At 59.8% G+C, this 21,839-nt stretch carries 20 protein-coding genes; 5 read left to right on the top strand and 15 right to left on the bottom strand.

Annotated elements, in window-relative coordinates; genetic code table 11:
- Position 1: 1 nt before the first annotated feature.
- A complete protein-coding gene (locus AC2EBU_RS16105; protein ID WP_484611464.1) occupies positions 2-979 on the bottom strand; it encodes a KpsF/GutQ family sugar-phosphate isomerase in 978 nt (325 codons plus the stop codon).
- 44 nt (positions 980-1,023) lie between these two features.
- On the opposite strand from AC2EBU_RS16105, the gene AC2EBU_RS16100 reads away from it, so the two are divergent.
- A complete protein-coding gene (locus AC2EBU_RS16100) occupies positions 1,024-3,024 on the top strand; it encodes a cation:proton antiporter domain-containing protein (protein WP_484611463.1) in 2,001 nt (666 codons plus the stop codon).
- Positions 3,025-3,107: 83 nt separating this feature from the next.
- On the opposite strand, the gene AC2EBU_RS16095 is transcribed toward AC2EBU_RS16100, so the two are convergent.
- The 8 genes from AC2EBU_RS16095 to sucC all read right to left on the bottom strand — a co-directional run bounded on the left by AC2EBU_RS16095 (position 3,108) and on the right by sucC (position 13,554).
- Positions 3,108-3,899 (bottom strand): 3',5'-cyclic-nucleotide phosphodiesterase, encoded by a 792-nt coding sequence (locus tag AC2EBU_RS16095; protein ID WP_484611462.1) that lies wholly within the window; start codon positions 3,897-3,899, stop codon positions 3,108-3,110.
- 16 nt (positions 3,900-3,915) lie between these two features.
- Entirely contained in the window at positions 3,916-6,171 is a 2,256-nt protein-coding gene (locus tag AC2EBU_RS16090; RefSeq protein WP_484611461.1) for a CHASE2 domain-containing protein, read from the bottom strand.
- 36 nt (positions 6,172-6,207) lie between these two features.
- Positions 6,208-6,879 (bottom strand): FHA domain-containing protein, encoded by a 672-nt coding sequence (locus AC2EBU_RS16085; protein ID WP_484611460.1) that lies wholly within the window; start codon positions 6,877-6,879, stop codon positions 6,208-6,210.
- 52 nt (positions 6,880-6,931) lie between these two features.
- Positions 6,932-7,717 carry a Stp1/IreP family PP2C-type Ser/Thr phosphatase gene (locus tag AC2EBU_RS16080; RefSeq protein ID WP_484611459.1) on the bottom strand — a complete coding sequence of 262 codons (786 nt, stop codon included), beginning with the start codon at positions 7,715-7,717 and terminating at the stop codon, positions 6,932-6,934.
- Between the two features lie 40 nt (positions 7,718-7,757).
- On the bottom strand, positions 7,758-10,409 hold the full coding sequence (locus tag AC2EBU_RS16075) for a CHASE2 domain-containing serine/threonine-protein kinase (RefSeq protein WP_484611458.1): 2,652 nt from the start codon (positions 10,407-10,409) through the stop codon (positions 7,758-7,760).
- 243 nt (positions 10,410-10,652) lie between these two features.
- Positions 10,653-11,354 (bottom strand): TerC family protein, encoded by a 702-nt coding sequence (locus tag AC2EBU_RS16070; protein WP_484611457.1) that lies wholly within the window; start codon positions 11,352-11,354, stop codon positions 10,653-10,655.
- Between the two features lie 130 nt (positions 11,355-11,484).
- Positions 11,485-12,378 carry a succinate--CoA ligase subunit alpha gene (sucD, locus tag AC2EBU_RS16065; protein WP_484611456.1) on the bottom strand — a complete coding sequence of 298 codons (894 nt, stop codon included), beginning with the start codon at positions 12,376-12,378 and terminating at the stop codon, positions 11,485-11,487.
- 15 nt (positions 12,379-12,393) lie between these two features.
- Positions 12,394-13,554, bottom strand: a complete 1,161-nt coding sequence (sucC, locus tag AC2EBU_RS16060; RefSeq protein ID WP_484611455.1) for an ADP-forming succinate--CoA ligase subunit beta — start codon at positions 13,552-13,554, stop codon at positions 12,394-12,396.
- Between the two features lie 187 nt (positions 13,555-13,741).
- Here sucC and argC point away from each other — a divergent pair, with 187 nt between their 5' ends.
- Positions 13,742-14,668, top strand: coding sequence for an N-acetyl-gamma-glutamyl-phosphate reductase (gene argC, locus AC2EBU_RS16055; protein WP_484611454.1), 927 nt, complete (start codon positions 13,742-13,744; stop codon positions 14,666-14,668).
- A 57-nt stretch (positions 14,669-14,725) separates the two neighbouring features.
- On the opposite strand, the gene recX is transcribed toward argC, so the two are convergent.
- Positions 14,726-15,202, bottom strand: coding sequence for a recombination regulator RecX (recX, locus tag AC2EBU_RS16050; protein WP_484611453.1), 477 nt, complete (start codon positions 15,200-15,202; stop codon positions 14,726-14,728).
- Between the two features lie 2 nt (positions 15,203-15,204).
- Positions 15,205-16,263, bottom strand: coding sequence for a recombinase RecA (recA, locus tag AC2EBU_RS16045; protein ID WP_484611452.1), 1,059 nt, complete (start codon positions 16,261-16,263; stop codon positions 15,205-15,207).
- Between the two features lie 112 nt (positions 16,264-16,375).
- Between recA and AC2EBU_RS16040 the strand changes: the two genes are divergently transcribed.
- The 3 genes from AC2EBU_RS16040 (at position 16,376) to AC2EBU_RS16030 (ending at position 19,069) form a co-directional block, all read left to right on the top strand.
- A complete protein-coding gene (locus AC2EBU_RS16040) occupies positions 16,376-16,858 on the top strand; it encodes a MarR family winged helix-turn-helix transcriptional regulator (RefSeq protein WP_484611451.1) in 483 nt (160 codons plus the stop codon).
- Positions 16,859-16,927: 69 nt separating this feature from the next.
- Positions 16,928-17,602 (top strand): response regulator, encoded by a 675-nt coding sequence (locus AC2EBU_RS16035; protein WP_484611450.1) that lies wholly within the window; start codon positions 16,928-16,930, stop codon positions 17,600-17,602.
- A gap of 18 nt (positions 17,603-17,620) precedes the next feature.
- Positions 17,621-19,069 (top strand): sensor histidine kinase, encoded by a 1,449-nt coding sequence (locus AC2EBU_RS16030; RefSeq protein ID WP_484611449.1) that lies wholly within the window; start codon positions 17,621-17,623, stop codon positions 19,067-19,069.
- Between the two features lie 4 nt (positions 19,070-19,073).
- Here AC2EBU_RS16030 and AC2EBU_RS16025 read toward each other — a convergent pair whose 3' ends face one another.
- From AC2EBU_RS16025 to AC2EBU_RS16010, 4 genes are read right to left on the bottom strand one after another with little or no spacing between them, the layout of a single operon-like run.
- On the bottom strand, positions 19,074-19,733 hold the full coding sequence (locus tag AC2EBU_RS16025; protein ID WP_484611448.1) for a glutathione S-transferase family protein: 660 nt from the start codon (positions 19,731-19,733) through the stop codon (positions 19,074-19,076).
- Positions 19,734-19,766: 33 nt separating this feature from the next.
- The gene (locus AC2EBU_RS16020) at positions 19,767-20,450 is read right to left on the bottom strand and encodes an SPOR domain-containing protein (RefSeq protein ID WP_484611447.1); all 684 of its coding nucleotides are present in this window, start codon (positions 20,448-20,450) and stop codon (positions 19,767-19,769) included.
- Entirely contained in the window at positions 20,450-21,250 is an 801-nt protein-coding gene (locus AC2EBU_RS16015) for a biotin--[acetyl-CoA-carboxylase] ligase (RefSeq protein WP_484611446.1), read from the bottom strand. The genes AC2EBU_RS16020 and AC2EBU_RS16015 overlap by 1 nt, the downstream gene beginning before the upstream one ends.
- A 20-nt stretch (positions 21,251-21,270) precedes the next feature.
- Positions 21,271-21,786: an SET domain-containing protein gene (locus AC2EBU_RS16010; RefSeq protein WP_484611445.1), complete on the bottom strand. Its 516-nt coding sequence runs from the start codon at positions 21,784-21,786 to the stop codon at positions 21,271-21,273.
- Positions 21,787-21,839: the final 53 nt, after the last annotated feature.

Below are 21,839 nucleotides of genomic sequence, written 5' to 3'. Positions count from 1 at the left end.
CTCAGATGACTTTTGCACGCATCAGGTCGTTGCTGTTGAGCGCACCGCACAAACGCTGCGAGGCGTCGACAACCAGCACACTGGTGATTCGGTTGAGTTCCATCAGTTGCGCCGCTTCGACGGCGAGCGCATCGTCACGGACCGTACGAGGATTGCGGTGCATGACTTCCTCGGCAGTCAGTGGACGCAGGTCAACTCCTCGCTCGATCAAACGACGCAGGTCGCCATCGGTAAAGATGCCGAGAACGCGGCGTTCCGAATCAACAACAGCCGAGGCTCCCAGTCCCTTGGCGCTCATCTCACGCATCAAGTCAAAGAAGGAGGCGGACGGCGCTACAAATGGAACGTCACTGCCTGCGCGCATGACGTCCGCCACATGGGTGAGCAGGCGCCGCCCGAGTGCCCCGCCGGGGTGGGAGCGGGCAAAATCCTCTGCGCGAAACCCACGGGCATCAAGAAGTGCCACAGCCAAAGCGTCACCCAGCGCGAGCTGCGCAGTCGTGCTGGCTGTTGGGGCAAGGTTCAGCGGACAGGCTTCCTTTGTGACGCTGCTGTCGATTGCCACATCGGAATGTTGTGCCAGGGTGGAGTTCAGATCTCCGGTCATGGCGATCAACGGTACACCCAAGCGTTTGAGAACCGGCAAGATCGAAACCATTTCCTCGCTTTCTCCGCTATTGGAGATTGCAAGCACGATGTCCACCGGTTTGATCATCCCCAGATCCCCGTGACTCGCCTCGGCCGGATGGACGAACATCGCAGGTGTACCCGTTGAGGCCAAAGTCGCAGAAATCTTGCGCCCAATGTGGCCGCTTTTGCCCATGCCCATGACCACGATCCGCCCTCGAACGCTCAGCATGATTTCAACCGCCCGACTGAACGATTCAGAGATGCGTGAATTTAAGGCGAGTAGCGCGCTGGCTTCAATTTCCAAAGTTTCCCGCGCCAACTGAATCACCCGTTCGGGATCGAAAGTCATGCTTTGATTCTATCGAGTGGATGGTTCATTGCTAGGATGGCGTCATGTCGTCACTGGAATTGACACTGCTATATCTCTTTGCGGCCGTGCTGGGGGTGGTGGCGTGCCGGACCTTCAAATTGCCTCCCATGCTTGGATACCTCGCCGTGGGCGTGCTCATCGGACCAAACGCCTTGGCCCTTGCACAGAACTCCGAAGGCATCCGGCATCTGGCCGAGTTCGGCGTTGTCTTCCTCATGTTCGTCATCGGGCTCGAATTCAGCCTTCCGAAACTACGCGCAATGCGCCGACATGTCTTCGGTCTGGGGACCCTGCAGGTAGGTCTGACGATCATTTTGACAACCGCTGCGTCGCTCGCCTTGGCTTTTCTTATCCCCCGATGGTGGGACATGTCCTGGCAGACTGCGCTCGCGCTCGGGGGCATTATGTCCATGAGCAGTACCGCGATCGTGGTGAAACTGGTATCAGACCGCCTGGAACTGGAATCAGAACATGGCAAGCGGGTTGTTGGCATTCTTCTCTTCCAGGACCTTGCCGTTGTGCCCTTGCTTGTCTTGATACCGGCGTTGGCCTCAGAGCCCGGAAGTTTGTTGCCATCTCTGGGCTGGGCCTTGCTGAAGGCCGTGGTCTTGCTCACGATCCTCCTGACCGGAGGGCAGCGCGTGATGCGCTGGTGGCTCACGCTGGTTGCACGACGCAAGAGTGATGAGCTTTTCATGTTGAACCTGTTGTTCATCACCTTGCTGCTCTCTTGGCTAACAGAGCGCGCGGGCCTTTCGCTGGCGTTGGGGGCGTTTGTCGCCGGCATGCTGATTTCGGAAACTGAATACAAGCACCTTGTTGAGACGGATATCCGGCCTTTTCATGATGTGTTGCTTGGTTTGTTCTTTATCACCGTCGGGATGATGTTGGATTGGCGTCTCGTTTTTGACCGTCTTCCTTTGGTTCTTCTTCTGTTGAGCTTTTCGATGATCTTCAAATTGGCGCTGATCTCTTCGCTGGTGCGACTGAGTGGCGCGACCACTGGAGTCTCGCTTCGGGTCGGGCTCTATCTTGCACAAGCGGGCGAATTCGGGCTTGTCCTGCTGACGTTGGCGGGGCAGAACCATCTGGTTCCGGCAACACTGTTCAACCCGATCCTGGCGTCCATGATCTTGTCGATGCTGCTGACGCCGTTTATCGTCATGTACAGCAATCGCATTGTCATGCGACTGGTTGCCAGTGATTGGATGATGCAATCGGTGCAGATGACCAGCATTGCTCGCAAGGCCATCAACGCCGATCGCCATGTGATCATCTGTGGTTATGGCCGTAGCGGCCAAAGTATGGCGCGTCTTCTGGAAGGCGAAGGCATCGCCTACATGGCGCTTGACCTCGACCCAGACCGGGTTCGGCAGGCTTCCGCTGCGGGCCACTCGGTGGTTTTTGGAGACGCGGCCCGACTGCAGGCCCTGATGGCTGCGGGTTTGCACCGCGCAAGCGCGGTCGTGATCACTTACGTAGATACTCCGAGCGCACTCAAGGTCTTGCGGCTTGTACATGAACATGCGCCGAACGTCCCCGCAGTTGTACGTACCATTGACGATGCGGACCTGGATCGCTTGCGGACTGCGGGTGCTACAGAAGTCGTCCCGGAGGCCTTCGAGGCCAGTCTGATGCTTGCAAGCCATGCACTGGCCTTGGTTGGTGTCCCCATGCGACGCGTGATCCGCATTGTTCAGGAACAACGCGACGCCCGGTACACCCTGCTGAGTGGGTATTTCCATGGCGCCGATGACGATACGATCAACGAGGTGGGACAACACCGCCTGATGACCTTGATACTTCCACTTGGTGCGCGCTCAATCAATCACCAGCTCGAACAAGTGGGATTGACCGCGATTCCGGTTCAGATTGTCAGCTTCAAAAGGACTGATGGACAGAGTGTCTCAGCAGATGAAAATACCGTCCTGAAAGAAGGCGACATCTTGGTTCTTTCGGGGCGGGCAGAAGCGCTTGCAATAGCGGAAGAGCGATTGTTGCGTGGCCCCGGTTCCGGACGTTGATCGGAATCACTGGGGTCAATGTGCCAAGCGGCTGTCGGCGCTGGGGAGTGCGCAGTCCTAACGCGCCAACTCCGGGAAACAGATCAAATTTCCAGTATCTGCCCAGTTCGCATCCACCGAATATCGTGAGACTGGGAGGGGTCAGCCGGTTGAGTCTGATCAAATCGTTGTATCTCTTCCATGATCTGATCAGTTTCCGCTGGTTTCGTGTGCGTAATATAGATGGGGAACCTTTGAGACTCCGAAATGTGGTCAAGCTCCTCGGCTAATACACTGGGCGACAAATGCAAACTGCGCTTGGCCAGTTCCCGCTCCCGGTTACTGAATGCAGTTTCGATGACCAAAGAGGAAACTGAAAGTTGATTGACTCGCCTCCAGAATTCCGGGTTTCGCTCGGTATCCCCCGAAAAAACCCAAGACCGACCCTTGCGAGTGACTGCATAGCCAACTGCCGGGACGCTGTGCACGGCAGGCAGAACTTCTATGGTTTTGTCGCCAAAGACAAACTGATCGCCGATCTTGAGTTCAATAAACCGAATAAAGGGTGCTTCCAAGGAGGGAATTCGACTGAAATCCGGCCAGATCTGGTCATTGAATATGTGCTGTCGCAGGGCCTGAATGGTCCCTTCTAGCGCGTAGATCTCCAAGGGGGCGTGACGTCGCGATGCCACTGCGTCAACCATGAGTGGTAATGCAGCGATATGGTCGAGATGGGAATGAGTCAGAAAAACGCGGTCAACAGCGCCCATCTCATCCAACGTCAGGTCACCGACACCGGTTCCGGCATCTATCAGGGTGTCTTGATCGACCAAGAAAGCCGTAGTTCGGCAGTCCTTCGCAATGGCGCCAGAACACCCGAGAACTCTGATTGTCATTTTCGCCATGGAACGCTTACTTCGTCTCGAAATCAGTCGTGCCATCCCAAGACGGATCGAAAGGCAGCGACTTCCGGTAGGCTACCCTCTCCTTGTAGACGGAGCAAAGGACTTTTTTGGCAGAAATGCGCTCAAGGTTCAACAATAGCAGTTCCGCCTGTTCCCAATCCTGCGATCTGTAGGCTGATAGCAACTGGTGCCAGAGCCGCAGTTCACTCTTCTGGGATTCGCTCTCTTCTTTGGTGAGTGGCGAGAAAATCGCAACGGCTTCGGCTTTGCCTTTGACGCGCACCCGGTCAAGTTCAAGCCAATAGGACCACTCCGCCTGTTTCCGAGTGGCTTCGCTCACGATGATGTCGACGCCGTAAAAACGAGTCAATGATTCGAGGCGCGATCCCAAATTGACCGCATCTCCAATAACGGTGTAGGAGCGCCGAACATCTGACCCCATGTCGCCGACGCACATCGGTCCGGAATTCAGGCCAACCCCGACCCCGATTTCTGGCAAGCCGATTTCTTTGTGCTCTGCATTGATGCGGGTAATTTCATGCACCATTTCCATTGATGCAAGCAATGCCAAAGTAGCATGATTATTCGCTGGCACTGGGGCACCCCAGAATGCCATGACACAGTCACCCATATACTTGTCTATCGTTCCCCTCTGTTGTCGAATAATGGTACTGAGCCGACTGAATACTCTGTTGAGCAAATCCTGCAGTTTGACCGGATCCATCTTCTCCGAGAGCTTGGTAAAACCACGCATGTCGCTGAACATCACGGTCAGCTCCCGGTTTTCGGCTTTCATGCTGTAACTGTCGGGATCCTTGACCATCTCATCGACAAGCTCAGGCGGTACGTAGGTGCCGAAAAGGTTGGCAAGTTCGCGTTTTGATCGGCTCTCCACGAAGTAGCCGAAGCTCATGTTCATCGCGAACGCGAGTACTGCCAAAACGATGGATGACGCCAGCGGGAGCGCCAAACCGTAGCCGAGATAGAGCCACATGTTGACACCAACCAGAACAACAAGGATGACTGCGCTGAGGAGCACCGCTCGGCTTGCGCTGAGTAGAGGCAGTCCAAGTGCAAGCACCAGTCCCGAGACGATCAAGGCGACCACTTCAAAACCCAGTGCATAGTCCGGTTTGACCAGGATTTTGCCGTCCAACATCCCGGAAATCAGGTTGGCATGGGTCTCGACGCCTGGGTATGCCTCGCTGATTGGCGTGACGCGGAGATCAAGCAAGCCGGGCGCAGTGGTTCCGACGAGCACGATCCGGTTCTTCAGATTCCCCTCAGGAAGCCGCCCCAGAACAAGATCGCTGGCCGGCACATATCTGAAAGACCCGCCGGAAGGCCCCCCGTTTCCTCGGAAGGGTACCAGTGCCGCCGCCTTGTCGTCGACGGGGATCGCGATCGATTGCCCGTCCGCCTTCAGTATGAGGCTTTCAAGGTTGTTGTACTTTCGAGCAAAGACGACATCTTTAGGAAACCCGGGCTCGACCACTGGCGAGTTAAGCAGATGCCGAAACATCGCAAGGGCGAGGGACTCGTAATAACGGCCTTCAAATTCCGCTATCAGTGGCAGAGAGCGTACGACCCCATCGTCATCGGTTATGGCATTGAAAAAGCCTGCCTTTGGCGCTGCGGAGGCGAACTGGGCCAAATTGGAGCCATAACCGTTCCATTTGGTCACCCGCGCACTACGTCCGGCCATGGAGCGCTCATTCATTACGGGCTGAGGGAGTACCCCGGCACGTCGACCATCGCGGTCGCTGGAGAAATAGTAGCCTAGGACGACCGGCTGAGACGACAGCGCCCGGGCAAACGCGGCATCAAAGTCAAGTCGATCCCTCAGGCTGTCGACTTTTTCGGCGAATCCTTGGACACCTTGGAGATCTGTTTGTGCAAGTTGCTGGAGTTTTGCCAATCCGGAGCTTGTATCGGGTTCCGCGAAGACTACGTCGAAGCCAACGATGGCTGCCCCTTGGCGCCCGAGGATTTCGCGCAACATGGTGCCAACGTGATCGCGGGACCATGGCCACCGCCCGATTTCAGCCAGACTCTTTTCGTCGATGTCGACTATGACGACCCGATCATCCATAGTTCGCGGCATCGTTAGGCGTAGCCGCGCATCGTAGATGATGTTATCGAGCGTTTGAATGACGCCGATATGGAGAGTACCCGTCGCATGCAAAAGTGCGAACAGGAGGGGAACGAGAGTCACCCCGACACGTAGCCCATGCCGGCGGATCGCGAGTAGAAAATCAGACATGCTCAAGCCCGCCTCTGACGGGACTCGCGCAGTCCGTCAGCCTTGCTTGAATTGCAGCTGGATGCCAGCCAACTCAAGATGATCACCATTTTGGAGTGGCACTGGATCCTGGCCCAACGGAGAGCCATTCAGTTTGGTGCTTTCAACACCACTGACATGTGCGACCACATATCCTTGTTGCCGTTTGGTGATCGCCGCGACGGCAACGCCGGGCTTGCCAATAGTGGTTACGACTTTGACCAGCGGCACATCACGACCAGCAGCCGCGCCGGTGAGCACGCGGATGAAAGAAGGAGCTCCCGGCGCGTGAGCTTCTGCATGGTGCTCAGTGCCGGCCTGGGGCGCAGCCATTTGCGGCGCCGCAGCAGCTGCGGTTCCGCCCGGCCGGAACACCATGGTCTTCTCAAAACCGCCACCGACCGCATCACCTTGGTAACGAATTTTGTACTTGCCGATTTCAATGGTGTCGTTGTTTTGAAGCAGCTGCTTCTTCACCGCCTTGCCATTGACATAGGTTCCGTTAGTGCTGTTGAGGTCTTCCAGATAGACTTGGGAGCCCTCCAGCAGCAGGACGGCGTGCTCGCCGCTGACCGCCAAATTGTCAATAACAATATCGTTGTAGGGACGCCGTCCGAGTGAGGTGCGGTCTTTCGTCAGCTGCACCTCCTTGATGACGACGCCGTCTATAGAAACGATCATTTTCGGCATGATCCATACCTCCGAATATTGTCTGTTCTGGGCTTGTACTTGTTGGACGAACTCATTTTCTCAGCAGCCTGGAAAGTAGTCCTTGCTTTTTCGCCGATGCGAATGCTCTGATAAGAATAACCGAAATGTTGTCGCGCCCCCCGTTATTATTGGCGGCGCTGACCAGTTGGGCTGCCAAGGTCGGGAGTGTTCCTCCGTTGTGCAACAAACCCTCCATGGCGCGATCATCGATCATGTCGGAAAGTCCGTCAGAGCAAATCAGGTAGAGGTCACCCTCCTGGACATCCAACTCGGTGAATTCGACTGCGACGGCGGGGTCAACTCCCAGTGCGCGTGTGACGAGATTGCGGTGACTCGCAGTTGCAGCCTCTTCTTCGGTGATGAGACCGGCGTCGAGCTGTTCCTGAAGCAACGAGTGATCCCGTGTCACCTGGGTCAGACAACCCTCGCGGTAACGATATGCACGCGAGTCGCCGATATGCCCCAAGATGGCGTTTCGCCCGTGAAACACACCGATAACCAGTGTGGTCCCCATGCCGGAATAGCTTGGATTCGAGTTTGCTGCGTTGTAGACCGACCGGTTGGCGTTGTCGACACAGATTTCGATGGCGCGTTTGACCTCGCGGGGCTTCGCCTGCTCTCCCGCCTCGACCAGCCACCGGCCTAATTCAGACGATATGAAGGCAGTGGTCATGCCACTGGCAACTTCGCCCGCGTTGTAGCCTCCCATCCCGTCGGCGAGAACGGCCAAGCCAGCCGCTTCCTTGATGGCAACGGAGTCTTCATTGTTTTCGCGTGCACGGCCGGTATCAGTCAGCGCGAAGAGTTCGTAGTCCATCGGGTGCGAAGACAATCAGCGGTTCAAGTGAGGCTTTGCATCACTGGGGAGGGCGATGCAAAGCTTGGGTGGGAAGCATGGACGGGTCATCGGCCGCCGGAAGCTGAGTCGTCTGATCATAAACGGTACTACTCTTCGCGGGCTCAGGCATCGGAGGATCCCCCGTGATTTCTGGCGCAACCGCACGTAATTCAGCCGCAAACTCATTACCACTGGGGTAGCGATCGTTCGGATTCTTGCGGAGTGTTCTGTCGATAATCGCACCCAGCCGCGCTGGCAGTCCGGGTTTGATCTTTCGGATATCGGGGGCCGGCTCATTGGCGATTTTGTACATCAGTTCAGCCATGGAATCGCCCCTGAACGGCAGAACGCCGGTCAGGAGCTGAAACAGCATCACTCCCAATGAATATTGGTCCGATCGCCCGTCCACTTTCTGGCCGGCAATCTGTTCGGGCGACATGAAGCTGGGTGTACCCAAAACAAGGCCTGTTTTGGTCTTGCTCGAATCAGTAATCCGAGCGATCCCGAAATCAGTGACTTTGACGGTATCGGTTGCGCTGTCATACATGATGTTGGCAGGCTTGATATCGCGGTGCACGACGTTTTGCGCATGGGCGTAGGCGAGTGCTTCTGCCACCCGTGCGCAAATGGAAACAACCAGAGCTGGCGGGAGCAGATGCCCATCGCGGCAGAAATCGGCCATGTCCTTGCCCTTGAGGAACTCCATCGCGATGTATGCGAGGTCATGTTCCTCTCCGGCATCGAAAATCGTAACGATATTCTGGTGCTGCAAACGGCCTGCGGTTTCGGCTTCGCGGAAAAAGCGTTCGCGTGCGTCATCCAGGTCGCTACCTTCAAATTCCTGGCTGAGGGCCATCGTCTTGATTGCAACGACGCGCCCGATTTTCGGGTCCTTTCCAAGGTAGACCACCCCCATCGCGCCCTTGCCCAGTTCTTTTTCAACCTGATAGCGACCCAGCATCGGTTTTTCCACAGACCCATCACCCAGGACGAGAGTTCCGCCGGGGTGTCCACCGGACCCACCCAGGATGACCGTCTCTGAGAGGTTCTTCGCGCGGTTGAGCTTCGCCGCAAGCCCTTGATATTTGGGATCCAGTTTGAACATGTGCTCGTAGACGGCTTGTGCCTTGTTGAACTGGCGTTTGCGCTCGAAGTCCAGAGCCAGGTGGCCGAGATTGTCCATCAGGGCATCACTGACGGGGACACGGCGGAAGCGGTCAAAAGCCATGTCCAGGTCGCCTTTGCCCTGCAGGGCAAGACCCATCATCCGATTGGTTTCCGCGCTTTCTTCGTCGGTCTTGAGCTTGCTTGCTTCGGTAACCAGGAATCGCTTGGTGGTGAGGGCAACATGTCCCAGCACCAGCATGGCTGCCGGCAGGACCAACTCGATCCACAGGAAGGCACGCGATAGCAGTCCAAACTCGAAGCCCAAAAGAAGAACCAGCAGCGCCACGGTCGCGGCAGCACCGACACCCGCCGACAGGCGCGGCAACACGACGGTAATGTATGCGGCGACAACAAGCAGCGCCGCCAACTGAACCCAGACAGCCCAACCGGGCTGTGACAGGAAGTGCTCACCCAGCAGGCTTGAAGTCGTGTGAGCAACGTACTCCACGGGGGGCACCGTGGGGCTGGCCGGTGTGGCAAAAGTTGCACCCAGACCGGCAGCCGTTCCGCCGACCAGGACAATCTTTCCAGCGTATTTCTCCAGCGGAATCTTGCCTGTCAGCACGTCATGGAAAGAGTCAACCGTGAACGCCGGTCGCCCTCCGTTTTCGGTGTAGAACTGAGGCAGCATGGCGGCCTGAGCGTCGGTCTTGATCTGCAGGCGCCCAAGTTGAACGATTTCGTTTCCCGGATCAAGCCGGATATCGTTCATGGTGAGGTTGAGGCTGTGGGCGGCAATGGCAAGGGCCATAGACGGTACTGCCCGCCCGAAATAGTTGACCAGCAAAGGTTCGCGCCGGACTGTCCCGTCCGCGTCCGGCGTCTGATTCAAGTGCCCGATACCTGCAGCGACAGAGCCGAGTAACGGCAGAGGTTGTTGGCCACTTTCTGAGGGAATAGAAAAGCCTTGCGCATCACTGAGCGTGAAACGGCCCGCAAACGGTGCCATCGGCTCGTCAGGTCGCCCGCGCGGTTCGCCGAGCTTGTATACCGATGGCAGCAACACGTTTCCGGCCTGTCCCATGGCCTTTGCCAGCTTTCCGTCCGTGTCCAAAGCCGCTTCAGCTTCAGACAGAACCGCTTGGAGCTTCCCGTTGGCGTCTTCCGCATTTGCGGTGCCTTCCGGCGGCGGCGGGAAAAGCTCCCGCATCTTTTTGATGTAGACCAAGCCGCGGTCGGTCTGCGGCTCAAAGAAGAACGCGGTGTACGCAATGGACTTCGGCTTCGCACTGGACAGCTTTTCGATCAACTCGGCATGGACATCGCGGGACCACGGCCAGCGGCCTATGCGGGAAATACTCGCATCGTCAATGGCGATCACGGCGATCCGGTCGCTGGGCGCGCGCTGAGTGTGGGTGCTGGAGTAATCGTAGAAGCGTCGCTCCAGCGTGCCGAAGAAGTTGGTCGCCTGATGAGCAATCAGTACGGTCACCAATGCGGCGGCGCCAATAAAGGCGTCGCTGCGCCAAATGCTTGTTTTTCCGTCGGATTTCGCCGCCTTCATGAATATCCCTCAAGTGCGCAAGCGCCGAGCAACCCTCTGTTCCATTCGCCAAAAGGGCGAGCAGTCAGACGTTGACCCGTGCAGGGCTGCTCAAGTTAACAGATGGCATCGTTCCGCACAAGTCGATCGGTTGGCCCGATCTCGGTCGGACATGACAAGGCCGCCTCAAAGGCGGCCTTGTCTGTTCGGTCTGTGGTGAAACAGTCACAGTTGGGGGCAATGCCATCTGGCACCGCCAGCCTGTCATGCGGCTGGAGAAGGGCGAGTGCGGCTCAGCATCTTCCCCAGAGCCAGAACCAACAGGGCACCGGCTACGCCGAGACCATAGTGCCAGAGCTTGTCCTGCGGCAGGTAAGCAACAATGCCCGGGTCGGTATGGGCCATGGTTCCAGCAATCCAGCCGAGCAACATCCCGCCGAGGGTGATGATCGTCGGGAAGCGATCCATCAGCTTGAGAACGAGTTGGCTGCCCCAGACGATGATCGGGATGCTGACCAGCAAACCGAAGATCACCAACGGCATCTGATGTTGCTGGCCCGCGCCCTGGGCGGCACCCGCAATGGCGATCACGTTGTCCACACTCATCACCAGATCTGCAACGATCACGGTCTTGACAGCGCCCCAGAGTTTGTCACTGGCCTGGATGCTGCCATGGGCATCCTCTTCCTCGGGGACCAGTAGCTTGACGCCGATCCAAATCAGCAAGATGGCGCCGACGAGTTTCAGGAACGGGACTTGCAGCAAGGTCAGCGCAAACGCGATCAGGATGACCCGCAATACGATGGCGCCCGCTGTTCCCCAGATGATGCCTTTGGTCCGCTGCGCTGCTGGCAACTGACGGCATGCGAGCGCTATGACCACGGCATTGTCGCCCCCGAGCAGGATATCGATCAGGATGATCTGACCGACTGCCACCCAGAACTGGGGTGTCAAGAATGCTTCCACGAATCGCCTCCGGTTAGGGTCTGCAAGGCGGCAGGCCCAAATCAAAAACCGGATTCTCCATCCGAAGAATCCGGCCTTCTATTGTGGGTAACCGCAATCGCCCCAACGGGCGCGTGGCGGCCCCGTTGCATCAGAGCTGGGCTTTGAGCAGCTTGCCCAGTTCGGAGGGATTGCGGGTCACGATGAAGCCGCACTCTTCCATCACGGCCAGCTTGGCATCGGCGGTGTCGGCGCCGCCGGAGATCAGCGCGCCGGCATGGCCCATGCGCTTGCCGGGAGGGGCTGTCACGCCGGCGATGAAGCCGACGATCGGCTTTTTCATGTTGGCCTTGCACCAGCGGGCGGCTTCAGCTTCGTCCGGACCGCCGATCTCGCCGATCATGATCACGGCGTCGGTGTCGGGGTCGTCATTGAAGGCCTTCATCACGTCGATGTGCTTCAGACCGTTGATCGGGTCGCCGCCGATACCCACCGCGCTCGACTGGCCCAGGCCCACCTCGGTCAGCATGGCCACGGCCTCATAGGTCAGGGTGCCGGAGCGCGACACCACGCCGATGCGTCCCTTGCGGTGGATGTGGCCGGGCATGATGCCGATCTTGATCTCGTCGGGCGTGATCAGGCCGGGGCAGTTGGGGCCGAGCAGCAGCGTCTTCTTGCCACCCGCAGCTTCCTTGGCCTTCATCTTGTTGCGCACTTCCAGCATGTCGCGCACCGGAATGCCCTCGGTGATGCAGACGGCCAGGTCCAAGTCGGCTTCGACAGCTTCCCAGATCGCGGCAGCGGCACCCGCCGGCGGAACATAGATCACCGACACGGTGGCGCCGGTCTGCTGGGCCGCTTCCTTGACGGAGGCGTAGATCGGGATGTTGAAGATCGATTCGCCGGCTTTCTTGGGGTTCACGCCCGCAACGAAGCAGTTTTTGCCATTGGCGTATTCCTGACACTTTTCCGTGTGGAACTGGCCTGTCTTGCCCGTGATGCCCTGGGTGATGACCTTGGTGTCTTTGTTGATGTAGATCGACATGTGTGTTCTCCGGGCTTACTTGACGGCAGCCACGATCTTGGTCGCGGCTTCGGCCATGGTGTCGGCCGCAATGATGGGCAGACCTGATTCGGCCAGCATCTTCTTGCCCAGCTCTTCGTTGGTGCCCTTCATGCGCACGACCAGTGGCACGTTCAGGTTCACGGCACGGCAGGCGGTGATCACGCCGGTGGCGATGGTGTCGCACTTCATGATGCCGCCGAAGATGTTGACCAGGATGCCCTTGACCTTGGGGTTCTTGAGCATGATCTTGAACGCTTCGGTGACCTTCTCCGGGGTGGCGCCACCGCCGACGTCCAGGAAGTTGGCCGGCTCGCCGCCGAACAGCTTGATGGTGTCCATGGTCGCCATGGCCAGGCCGGCGCCGTTGACCAGGCAGCCGATGTTGCCGTCCAGGCTGATGTAGGCCAGGTCGAACTTGGAGGCCTCGACTTCCGCGGGATCTTCCTCGTCCAGATCGCGCAGGGCGACGATTTCCGGGTGACGGAACAGCGCATTCGCGTCGAAATTGAACTTGGAGTCCAGCGCGATGATGTTGCCCTTGCTGTCGCAGTTCAGCGGGTTGATTTCCACCAGCGAGGCGTCGGTGTCCATGTAGCAGGTGTAGAGCTTCTGGAGCACGTCGGCGGCCTGCTCGCCGGATGCTCCGGTCAGGCCGATGCCGGTGGCGATCTTCAGCGCTTGTTCCTTGCCCAGACCGGTCAGCGGATCGACCAGTTCGGTGATGATTTTCTCGGGGGTGCTATGCGCGACCTCTTCGATGTCCATGCCGCCTTCGCTGGACGCGATCACGGCCACTTTCTGGGTGGCGCGGTCGGTCACCAGGGACACGTAGTACTCTTTCTTGATGTCGGCGCCGTCTTCGATGTAGAGGCGACGCACTTTCTGGCCTTCAGGGCCGGTCTGATGCGTCTTGAGCTGCATGCCCAGGATGTCGCCGGCCAGGCGCTTGACGTCGTCAATCGACTTGGCCACCTTGACGCCGCCACCCTTGCCACGGCCGCCGGCGTGGATTTGCGCCTTGACCACCCACACGGGGCCGCCCAGTTTCTGGGCGGCTTCCACCGCCTCCTGCACCGTGAACGCCGGGATGCCGCGCGGCACCGGCACACCGAATTGACGCAAGATTTCCTTGCCCTGGTACTCGTGAATCTTCATGAGGTCTCTCTCAGGAGTGGATTTGTTGAACCCCTCGGCCGGACCTCCAAGTCCGCCCGGTGGCACTGGACACAGCAACGTCGAAATGTATCATGCTGCAATGCACCAAATTGGCAGGGCGCCCGCGCAACATAATGCATAATTATATGGGCGCCCATCTGAATACAAACTGACGGAGATCGCAGCAATGGTCAAGGTTTTCATCGACGGGGAAGCGGGTACGACCGGCCTTCAGATTCGCGACAGGCTGGTCCATTTGCCGGCCGTCGAGATGGTGTCCATTGACCCTTCGCGGCGAAAGGACCCGGAGGTCAAGCGAGCCATCATGGCCGGCGCGGACGTAGTCATCCTGTGTCTTCATGATGATGCGGCTGTCGAATCGGTGGCCATGATTGACGGTCTCGGACCATCCCGCCCGCGGATCATTGACGCCTCAACCGCCCATCGCTGTGCACCGGACTGGGTCTACGGATTTCCCGAGTTGACCGCCGGGCAGCGAGGACTGGTGTCAGCCGCGCAGAGGGTGTCCAACCCGGGCTGCTACGCGACGGGTGCGATCGCCCTGATCCGGCCGCTGATCGATGCCGGCCTGATCCCATCCGACTGGCCGCTGACGTTACCGGCGGTGAGTGGCTATTCGGGCGGTGGCCGGTCCATGATCGAGGCTTACGAAAACGGAACGGCGCCGGCCTACGAGCTTTATGCACTCGGACTGAGGCACAAGCATCTCCCGGAAATCATGCGCTACACCGGCCTGACCACCCGGCCGTTGTTCGTCCCCGCCGTAGGCAACTTCCGTCAGGGCATGCTGGTTCAATTGCCTTTGCACCTGCACGCGCTACCGGGGCGGCCCCGCACAGCCGACGTCGTGGACGCCCTGCGCAAGCACTACCCGATGTCGGACGGGTCGGGCGGCGCGGTACGGGTTTGTGAGCCGACGCCTGACGGCAAGCTGGACGCTCTGGCACTCAACGACACCAACAATCTGGAGTTGCGGGTCTTTGGCAACGATGAATCGGGACAGGCCGTTGCGGTCGCGCGCCTGGACAATCTGGGCAAAGGTGCCAGCGGGGCAGCGGTGCAGAACCTCAAGCTGATGTTTGCACTTGAATAGCTATATAAAATATAGCATAAAGTGACCAAATAACGCTGGGTATTGGCTACTTCGCCTCTAAAATCCATCCTCGACGTCTTCTGAGGCGTCAATGGCGCGCCGGACGACATCTGCGGCAAATCCGCGACCGATCAGAAAGCGCGCCCGGCGGGCCCGCTCCGAGGCCTCGGTTGCCGGAGCCGCGCCAAACCGTCGCGCCAGCACCTGCCGGGCGCGGTCGAACTCGCCGGCGCGGACCCTCTCCAGTGATGCGTCGATCAAGTCGGAGGCCAGTCCTTTCTGTTGCAGTTCCGCCCGCAGCCGCACGGCGCCCAGTTTGTCGGCGCGACGGTGCATGACCGACTCGGCGACGCGTGCTTCGTTGATCAGACCTTTGGCCGCGAGAGCGTCGAGCACGGCGGCGAGCTCTCCGGGCGCCTTCTCGAAGTGGCTGAGTTTGCGTACCAGTTCCGCCCGGGAATGTTCACGCAGCGCCAGCAAGCGCAAGGCGCGGGATTTCAACGACGGACCGAGCCCCGCAAGTTCTCCGGCCAAGCTCAGGCTCCGCTCCCGGTGTCCGCTGCGCTCGCCAGCAATGGAATACCCAGCGACTCGCGCACCTTGTTCTCGATTTCGTACGCCAAAGTCGGGTTTTCACGCAGAAACTCGCGAGCATTGTCCCGGCCCTGACCGATCTTCTCGCCGTTGTAGGCATACCAGGCACCGGATTTGTCGATGATCCGGGCGTTGACCCCCATGTCGATGATTTCGCCTTCCCGCGAAATGCCCTCGCCGAAAAGGATATCGAACTCGGCGGTCTTGAAAGGAGGGGAAACCTTGTTCTTCACGACCTTGACCTTGGTTTCGTTGCCAATGGCGTCTTCTCCCTTCTTGATCGTTCCGGTCCGGCGGATGTCCAGGCGCACCGAAGCGTAAAACTTCAACGCATTGCCGCCGGTCGTGGTCTCGGGGCTACCGAACATCACGCCGATCTTCATGCGGATCTGGTTGATGAAGATGACCATGCAGTTGGTCTTCTTGATCGTTGCTGTGAGCTTGCGCAAGGCCTGGCTCATCAGGCGTGCCTGCAGGCCAGGAAGGCTGTCTCCCATTTCCCCCTCGATTTCCGCTTTCGGGGTCAATGCCGCCACAGAATCAACGACCACCAGATCCACCGCCCCGGACCGTACCAGGCTGTCCACGATTTCCAGCGCCTGCTCGCCGGTATCGGGCTGACTGATGAGCAACTCTTGAAGGTTGACACCGAGTTTCTGGGCGTACTGCACGTCCAGTGCATGCTCCGCATCAACAAAAGCGCAGGTCCCGCCCTGCTTTTGCATCTCCGAAATGACCTGCAAGGTCAAGGTCGTCTTGCCGGACGACTCGGGCCCGTAAATCTCGATCACGCGACCGCGGGGCAACCCGCCCACGCCGAGCGCGATGTCCAGGCCCAGCGAACCGGTAGAAACCACCTGGATGTCCTCAATGACCTCGCCCTCTCCCAGGCGCATGATCGTGCCCTTGCCGAACTGACGCTCTATCTGGGTCAGTGCTGCCTGCAACGCCTTGGCGCGCTCGCTTTGCGCAGGGGACAGGGATTTGGTTGCGGTATCCATGGTGGCCTCCGGAAGGACAGATTAAAGAAACTGTAAATACAAACAGCTGGATGAATGAGCAGCATTGTATTGACAGATAAACCCTAAACAACAGAAAATTTAGTCAGTTTAAATGACCAAATCCCCGGTGAGCGACCGATCTGACTCCTGGCGTCATCAACATCTGGGTCGCCGACTTGGCGAAGCGTTGCGGCGTTTTGACAACCGTGTCCTTGTCCTGATGGCCCACGACGACGAAGTTCCTCTGGCGCTCGCAAATCTGGCGACACGCCAGAAGGTCGGCGCGGCCCACATTCACATTACCCGGCATCTGGACCTCGGTGGTACCCGCCTGACCGAACTGGCCGAACGAGCCAACATGAGCAAACAGGCCATGGCGGACCTCGTTGCCCAATGTGAGGCATGGGGGCTGGTCCGAAAAGAGGCAGACACCCGGGATGCCCGGGCCAAAATCATCCGCTACACCGCGCTGGGACTCGCCTGGCACGGAGCATTCGGGCGCGCCATCGCGCAGGCAGAAGAAGAATTCAAGGAAGCGGTCGGCGAGCAGGTTGCCGCAGTCATCGCAATCGGACTGGATGTCTATGCGTCATGAGTTACCACAAACAGGAGCCATCGTTCTAGAATTCCCTCGGCAGGGAATGTCATTCCCAGGAGGCAAGCCGTGAGGATTCTGATCGCTGAAGATGACCATGTCCTGGCCGACGGCCTGTTGCGCACTTTGCGGGCATCTGGCGCCGCGGTGGATCATGTCGCGACGGGCACCGAAGCCGATGCGGCGCTGATGACCAACCATGAGTTTGACCTGCTCATCCTGGACCTGGGCCTGCCCCGGATGCATGGACTGGAAGTGTTGCGACGCCTGCGCGGACGGGGTTCTGCGTTACCCGTCTTGATACTGACCGCGGCCGACAGCGTGGAAGAACGGGTCAAAGGGCTGGATTACGGCGCTGATGACTACATGGCCAAACCGTTCAGCCTGCATGAACTCGAAGCCCGCGTTCGGGCGCTGACACGGCGAGGACTGGGCACGGCGTCATCCCAGATCAAGCATGGACCGCTGATCTACGATCAGACCGGTCGCGTGGCCACCATTGACGGCAAGATGGTGGAGCTCTCTGCCCGTGAACTGGGCCTTCTGGAAGTGCTGCTCCAGCGCGCCGGGCGGCTCGTCAGCAAAGACCAGCTCGTAGAACGTCTTTGCGAATGGGGTGAAGAAGTCAGCAACAACGCCATTGAGGTCTACATCCACCGGCTGCGAAAAAAAATCGAAAAGGGACCGATCCGGATCGCAACCGTGCGGGGATTGGGTTACTGCCTGGAAAAAATCCCCAACTGAACACCGGCACCCGCGCCGATGTTTCACCGAGACCAGCGTTCCCTGTTCGGGGAGATCCTCGACTGGATGCTCACGCCGCTGCTTTTGCTGTGGCCGGTCAGCCTGGCCTTGACCTGGCTGGTTGCCCAGGAAATTGCCAACAAACCATTTGACCGGGCACTGGTCTACAACGCTCAGGCTTTGGCCCAGCTGCTGCATGTCGGCCCTTCCGCTCGAATCCAGTTCAATCTTCCCCAACCGGCCAGCGAACTGCTCCGCGCCGACGATTCCGACCAGGTTCACTACCAGGTGCTCGGACCGCGCGGTGACTATCTCAGTGGCGAAAGGAACCTGCCGGCACCCACCGACAATCTCGATCTGGTCAAGCCCGGTGAAGTCCTGCTGCGCGATGACGAATTCCGGGGAACCGACGTCCGCATCGCTTATGTCTGGATTCGCCTGGGGCCCGGAACCGCCCGCCCGGCGCTGGTTCAGGTGGCCGAAACCCGAGAGAAGCGCAAGGTGCTCGCCACCGAGATCATCAAGGGGGTCATGTTGCCGCAGTTTGTCATCCTGCCGCTTGCCGTGTTTCTGGTCTGGCTGGCGCTGGTGCGGGGAATCAAGCCCTTGTCGCAGCTGGAAGCCCGAATCCGTGCCCGCCGCAGCGATGACCTCAGCCCCCTCGATACCCGGTCCGTACCCCTGGAGGTCGCACCGCTGGTCAATTCGGTCAACGGCCTGCTGCAGCGCCTCAAGGATTCGATCCAGACCCAGAAGCGGTTTCTGGCCGATGCCGCCCACCAATTGAAAACCCCCTTGGCTGGCCTGCGCATGCAGGCCGATCTGGCATTGAGGGAAGGCGCCAGCAAAGAGGAATTGGCCCATACCCTGCGGCAGATCGAACACTCGAGCGTTCGCGCCACCCATACCGTCAACCAGCTGCTGGCACTCGCCCGAGCGGAAAGTGGCGGCACATCGATCCAGACCCAGCCTTGCGACCTCGCCGCACTCACCATGGATGTCGTGCGGGACACGGTGCCACGGGCGCTCGAGAAAGGCCACGATCTCGGCTACGAAGGCGTGGAACCCGGCGCCCCCGGCGTCATGATGCGCGGAAACCCGGTTCTGTTGCAGGAAATGGTGCGAAATCTGGTCAACAACGCGTTGAACTACACGCCGACATCACCCCAGGCGCCGGGGGTGGTGACCGTCAGGGTACTGGCGGATCCCTATGGCCAGATTCTGTTGTTGCAGGTGGAAGACAATGGACCGGGCATCCCCGCGGCTGAAGTCGAGCTGGTTTTCCGCCCCTTCTACCGCTCGTTGGGAACCAATGTCGACGGCTCCGGGCTGGGGCTGCCCATCGTCAGCGAAATTGCGCGCCAGCACCAGGGTGCCGTCGAGGTCGAAGAAACCTACCCCGGCAAGACCCCACCGGGGGCACGCTTCCAGGTCCGTTTCCAGTCGCTGCCGATCGTCGACGCCTGACCGTTCAGGCCGGTCGGAACATGTTCAGTTGCAGGCGTTCGCGGGCGATGACCACAGCAACCGGCTCATGGGCCGCCACACGCTGAACAAAAGACCACAATTCGGGCATCGAAGCCGGGTCAATGCCGACCATGCTGCCCCAGCGAACCAAGGTCAACGCATAGGCGTCCAGTGGGCCGAAATGCGACCCGGAAAGCCAGCCACTAGCCGTGGCGGCTGAACCGGTCACGATCGCCTGCAGTTCCCGCAACTGCTCCCGGAAGAGCTGGGTATTGGCCGACCGAACACTGGCCTGCGCTTGGGGATCGTCCGTAAATTTCTGGGGCATGAAAACATGGGTGAACGTCGGATGCACGGTGTTGTTCATCCAGCACAAGGTCTCCAGCGCCTTGGCCCGGGCGATGCCCTCGCGGGGCAGGAAGCCACAGTCCGGAAACTGCTCGTCCAGAAACAGTGCGATCGCAACAATCTGGGTGATCGCCACCGAATCCGCTACCAGGACAGGAACCTGCCCGCGCGCATTGAGGGCGAGAAAAGCAGCCTCGCGGTGCTCGCCCTTGTGCAGCTTGACCAGTTGGCTGTCAAATGGCCGCCCGCTCGCCTCCAGCAACGTGTGAGGAACAAAGGAGCAGGCGCCAGCAGCGAAGAAAAGTTTCATGGTCATCGTAGGCCTCCAAAGAAAACGAAACAACCGCGGTCAGCGGCATGGTTGCAGGCTTTTCCCGAACCAGCCGCGCGAAAGTTCATCGAGCCGAGTGCGCTGTGTGCTGTCCGCCTCGACCACCCGCAGCTGGAAGCCGCGGACTTCCGCCACCTCCTGCACGACCCGGGCGGTCCGTACACCCCGTGCGGTCAGGCCATTCATGGCCGTCGTGGCCTCGGCAGAGCTTGCGAAACGACCCAGCGACAGACCCGGCTCCAGTGCCGGATTGACCAGCGGGCTGTACACCACGCCAATGCCGCGCAACTCGGTTCGCTTGCGATTGACCGCCTCGGCGGAGGGATACGGCCCCATGTAGATGATCCAGCGCGCCGGCTCGGTCGCGGGCTCGATGACCCAGGAACCGGCCGGCAGGCCGGCCTGCTCCAGGGCTTGCCGAACGGTCCGGGCTTTTGCTTCATCGAACAAGCCGCCGATCAGGCAGACTGTCGACCCGCCCGCCGCCGCCGCTGAGGCCGTTGCGGCCGCTGCTGCTGCAGACTCCAGCTGTCGCGCTTCCGAGGCCGCCAGCAGGCGAATCCGCTCCGGGGCCACCTGTTGCCCGTGTCGCTGAGGCTCGGTCAGCGCGCCCGGAGCCAGGCCGAGCCCGGCAAACCAGCCTTGCGTCCAGCCGAAATACAGGCCGTTGAGTGCCAGCAGCAACAACACCAACAGGCGCATCAGGGCGCTCCTGCCGCTTCGGCGGGGCGCAGGCTCAACTCGGCGCTGGAAACCCGCACCATCCCCGACGGTGACTCGACCAGGTACTCCCCAGTGCTGTTCGTCCCGCGTCCCCAACCGGTGCTTCCATCCGACAGAGTCAGCAAGCGATCCCGAAGGACGTCGCGGCTGTTGAACCGGCTCTGCCAGGGCGCAAAGCCCGCCTGGGCGAAGGCGCGCAGAGCCATCAGCAGCGGCGAAACCCCACAGGCCAGCGCCGCCGCGGCCGAAATCCCGGGCAGCAACGAATCCAGGCCGGCTGGCGGTGTGCGCATGGCCCGGGAGGGGCCTGGCGCGGTGAGATTGAGGCCTACGCCGACCACCACATGGCGCTGCTCGCCGAGCGACGCGGTTTCCACCAGGATGCCGCCCAGTTTGCGGTCCTGCCACCACAGGTCATTGGGCCACTTCAGTCCGATCTGCGGGTGCAGTGACTCGGCCAGACTCAGTCCGACGACCAGTGACAAACCCGACCAATCCCGGGGTGTCAGGGGAAGGCTCAGGGAAAACGTCAGACTGCGGCCGGGCTGCGATGCCCAGTCGCGTCCCAGGCGGCCACGGCCAGCCGTCTGGTGTTCCGCGACCAGCAGTACCGGCTGTCCGCGCCCTTGTCGGATGCGGCGCATCAGTTCCGAGTTGGTCGAGTCAATCTCTTCGACGACCTCGACCGCCCAGCCCGGCATCGTGCCGCTCCACTCGGACGCTATTGACCGGGCTGCCTGCGCCAGCTCGCGCGCCGCTGCAGGTGGGTTTGCAGACATGCCGTTTTCGCCCATGGAATTCAGCGACCACCACCTTCACGTGAAAGGGGTCGACGCCCCCCCCGTTTTGGTGCCAGCAGGGTGCCGCGGCAGTGGGCGCTGCCACAGTGGCAGGGGTACTCTGCCTTCAGCTTGGGCGTGTAACGCTCTTCCACGATCAGGCCGTAGTCATAGTTCAATTCCTCGCCTGCCGCAATGTCCCGCATCGCGACGATGAAGATTCGTCCGTCGCGTTCATCGGCCTCGCAATTCGGATCACAACTGTGATTGATCCAGCGCGATGCATTGCCCCCGACCAGGGCGTCGATGACGCGGTCATTGTCGACGTGGAAATAGAACGTGTGGTTCGGATCGGCCGGGTCGTGAGGATGGCGGTCCTGCGCTTCCTGCCACGTGATGACCTCGCCGGTGTACTCCAGCAGGGTCTCACCGGCCATGATCGGGACCAGTGCAAAGACGCCCTTGCCGTGGACGCCCGAGCGCCGGATCTGGATACGCCGGCCCTTGGTGCGGGACGCTTGCGGTGCCGTGGGCATTTTTTGGTAAGGTCAGTGGGTGTGTGTGCGCACGGGTGCATGTGCGGGTGTCC

This window comes from Curvibacter sp. T50 (assembly GCF_057219955.1).
Note: the sequence above shows the minus strand (reverse complement) of the source record. Positions and strands in the feature narration are given on the sequence as shown.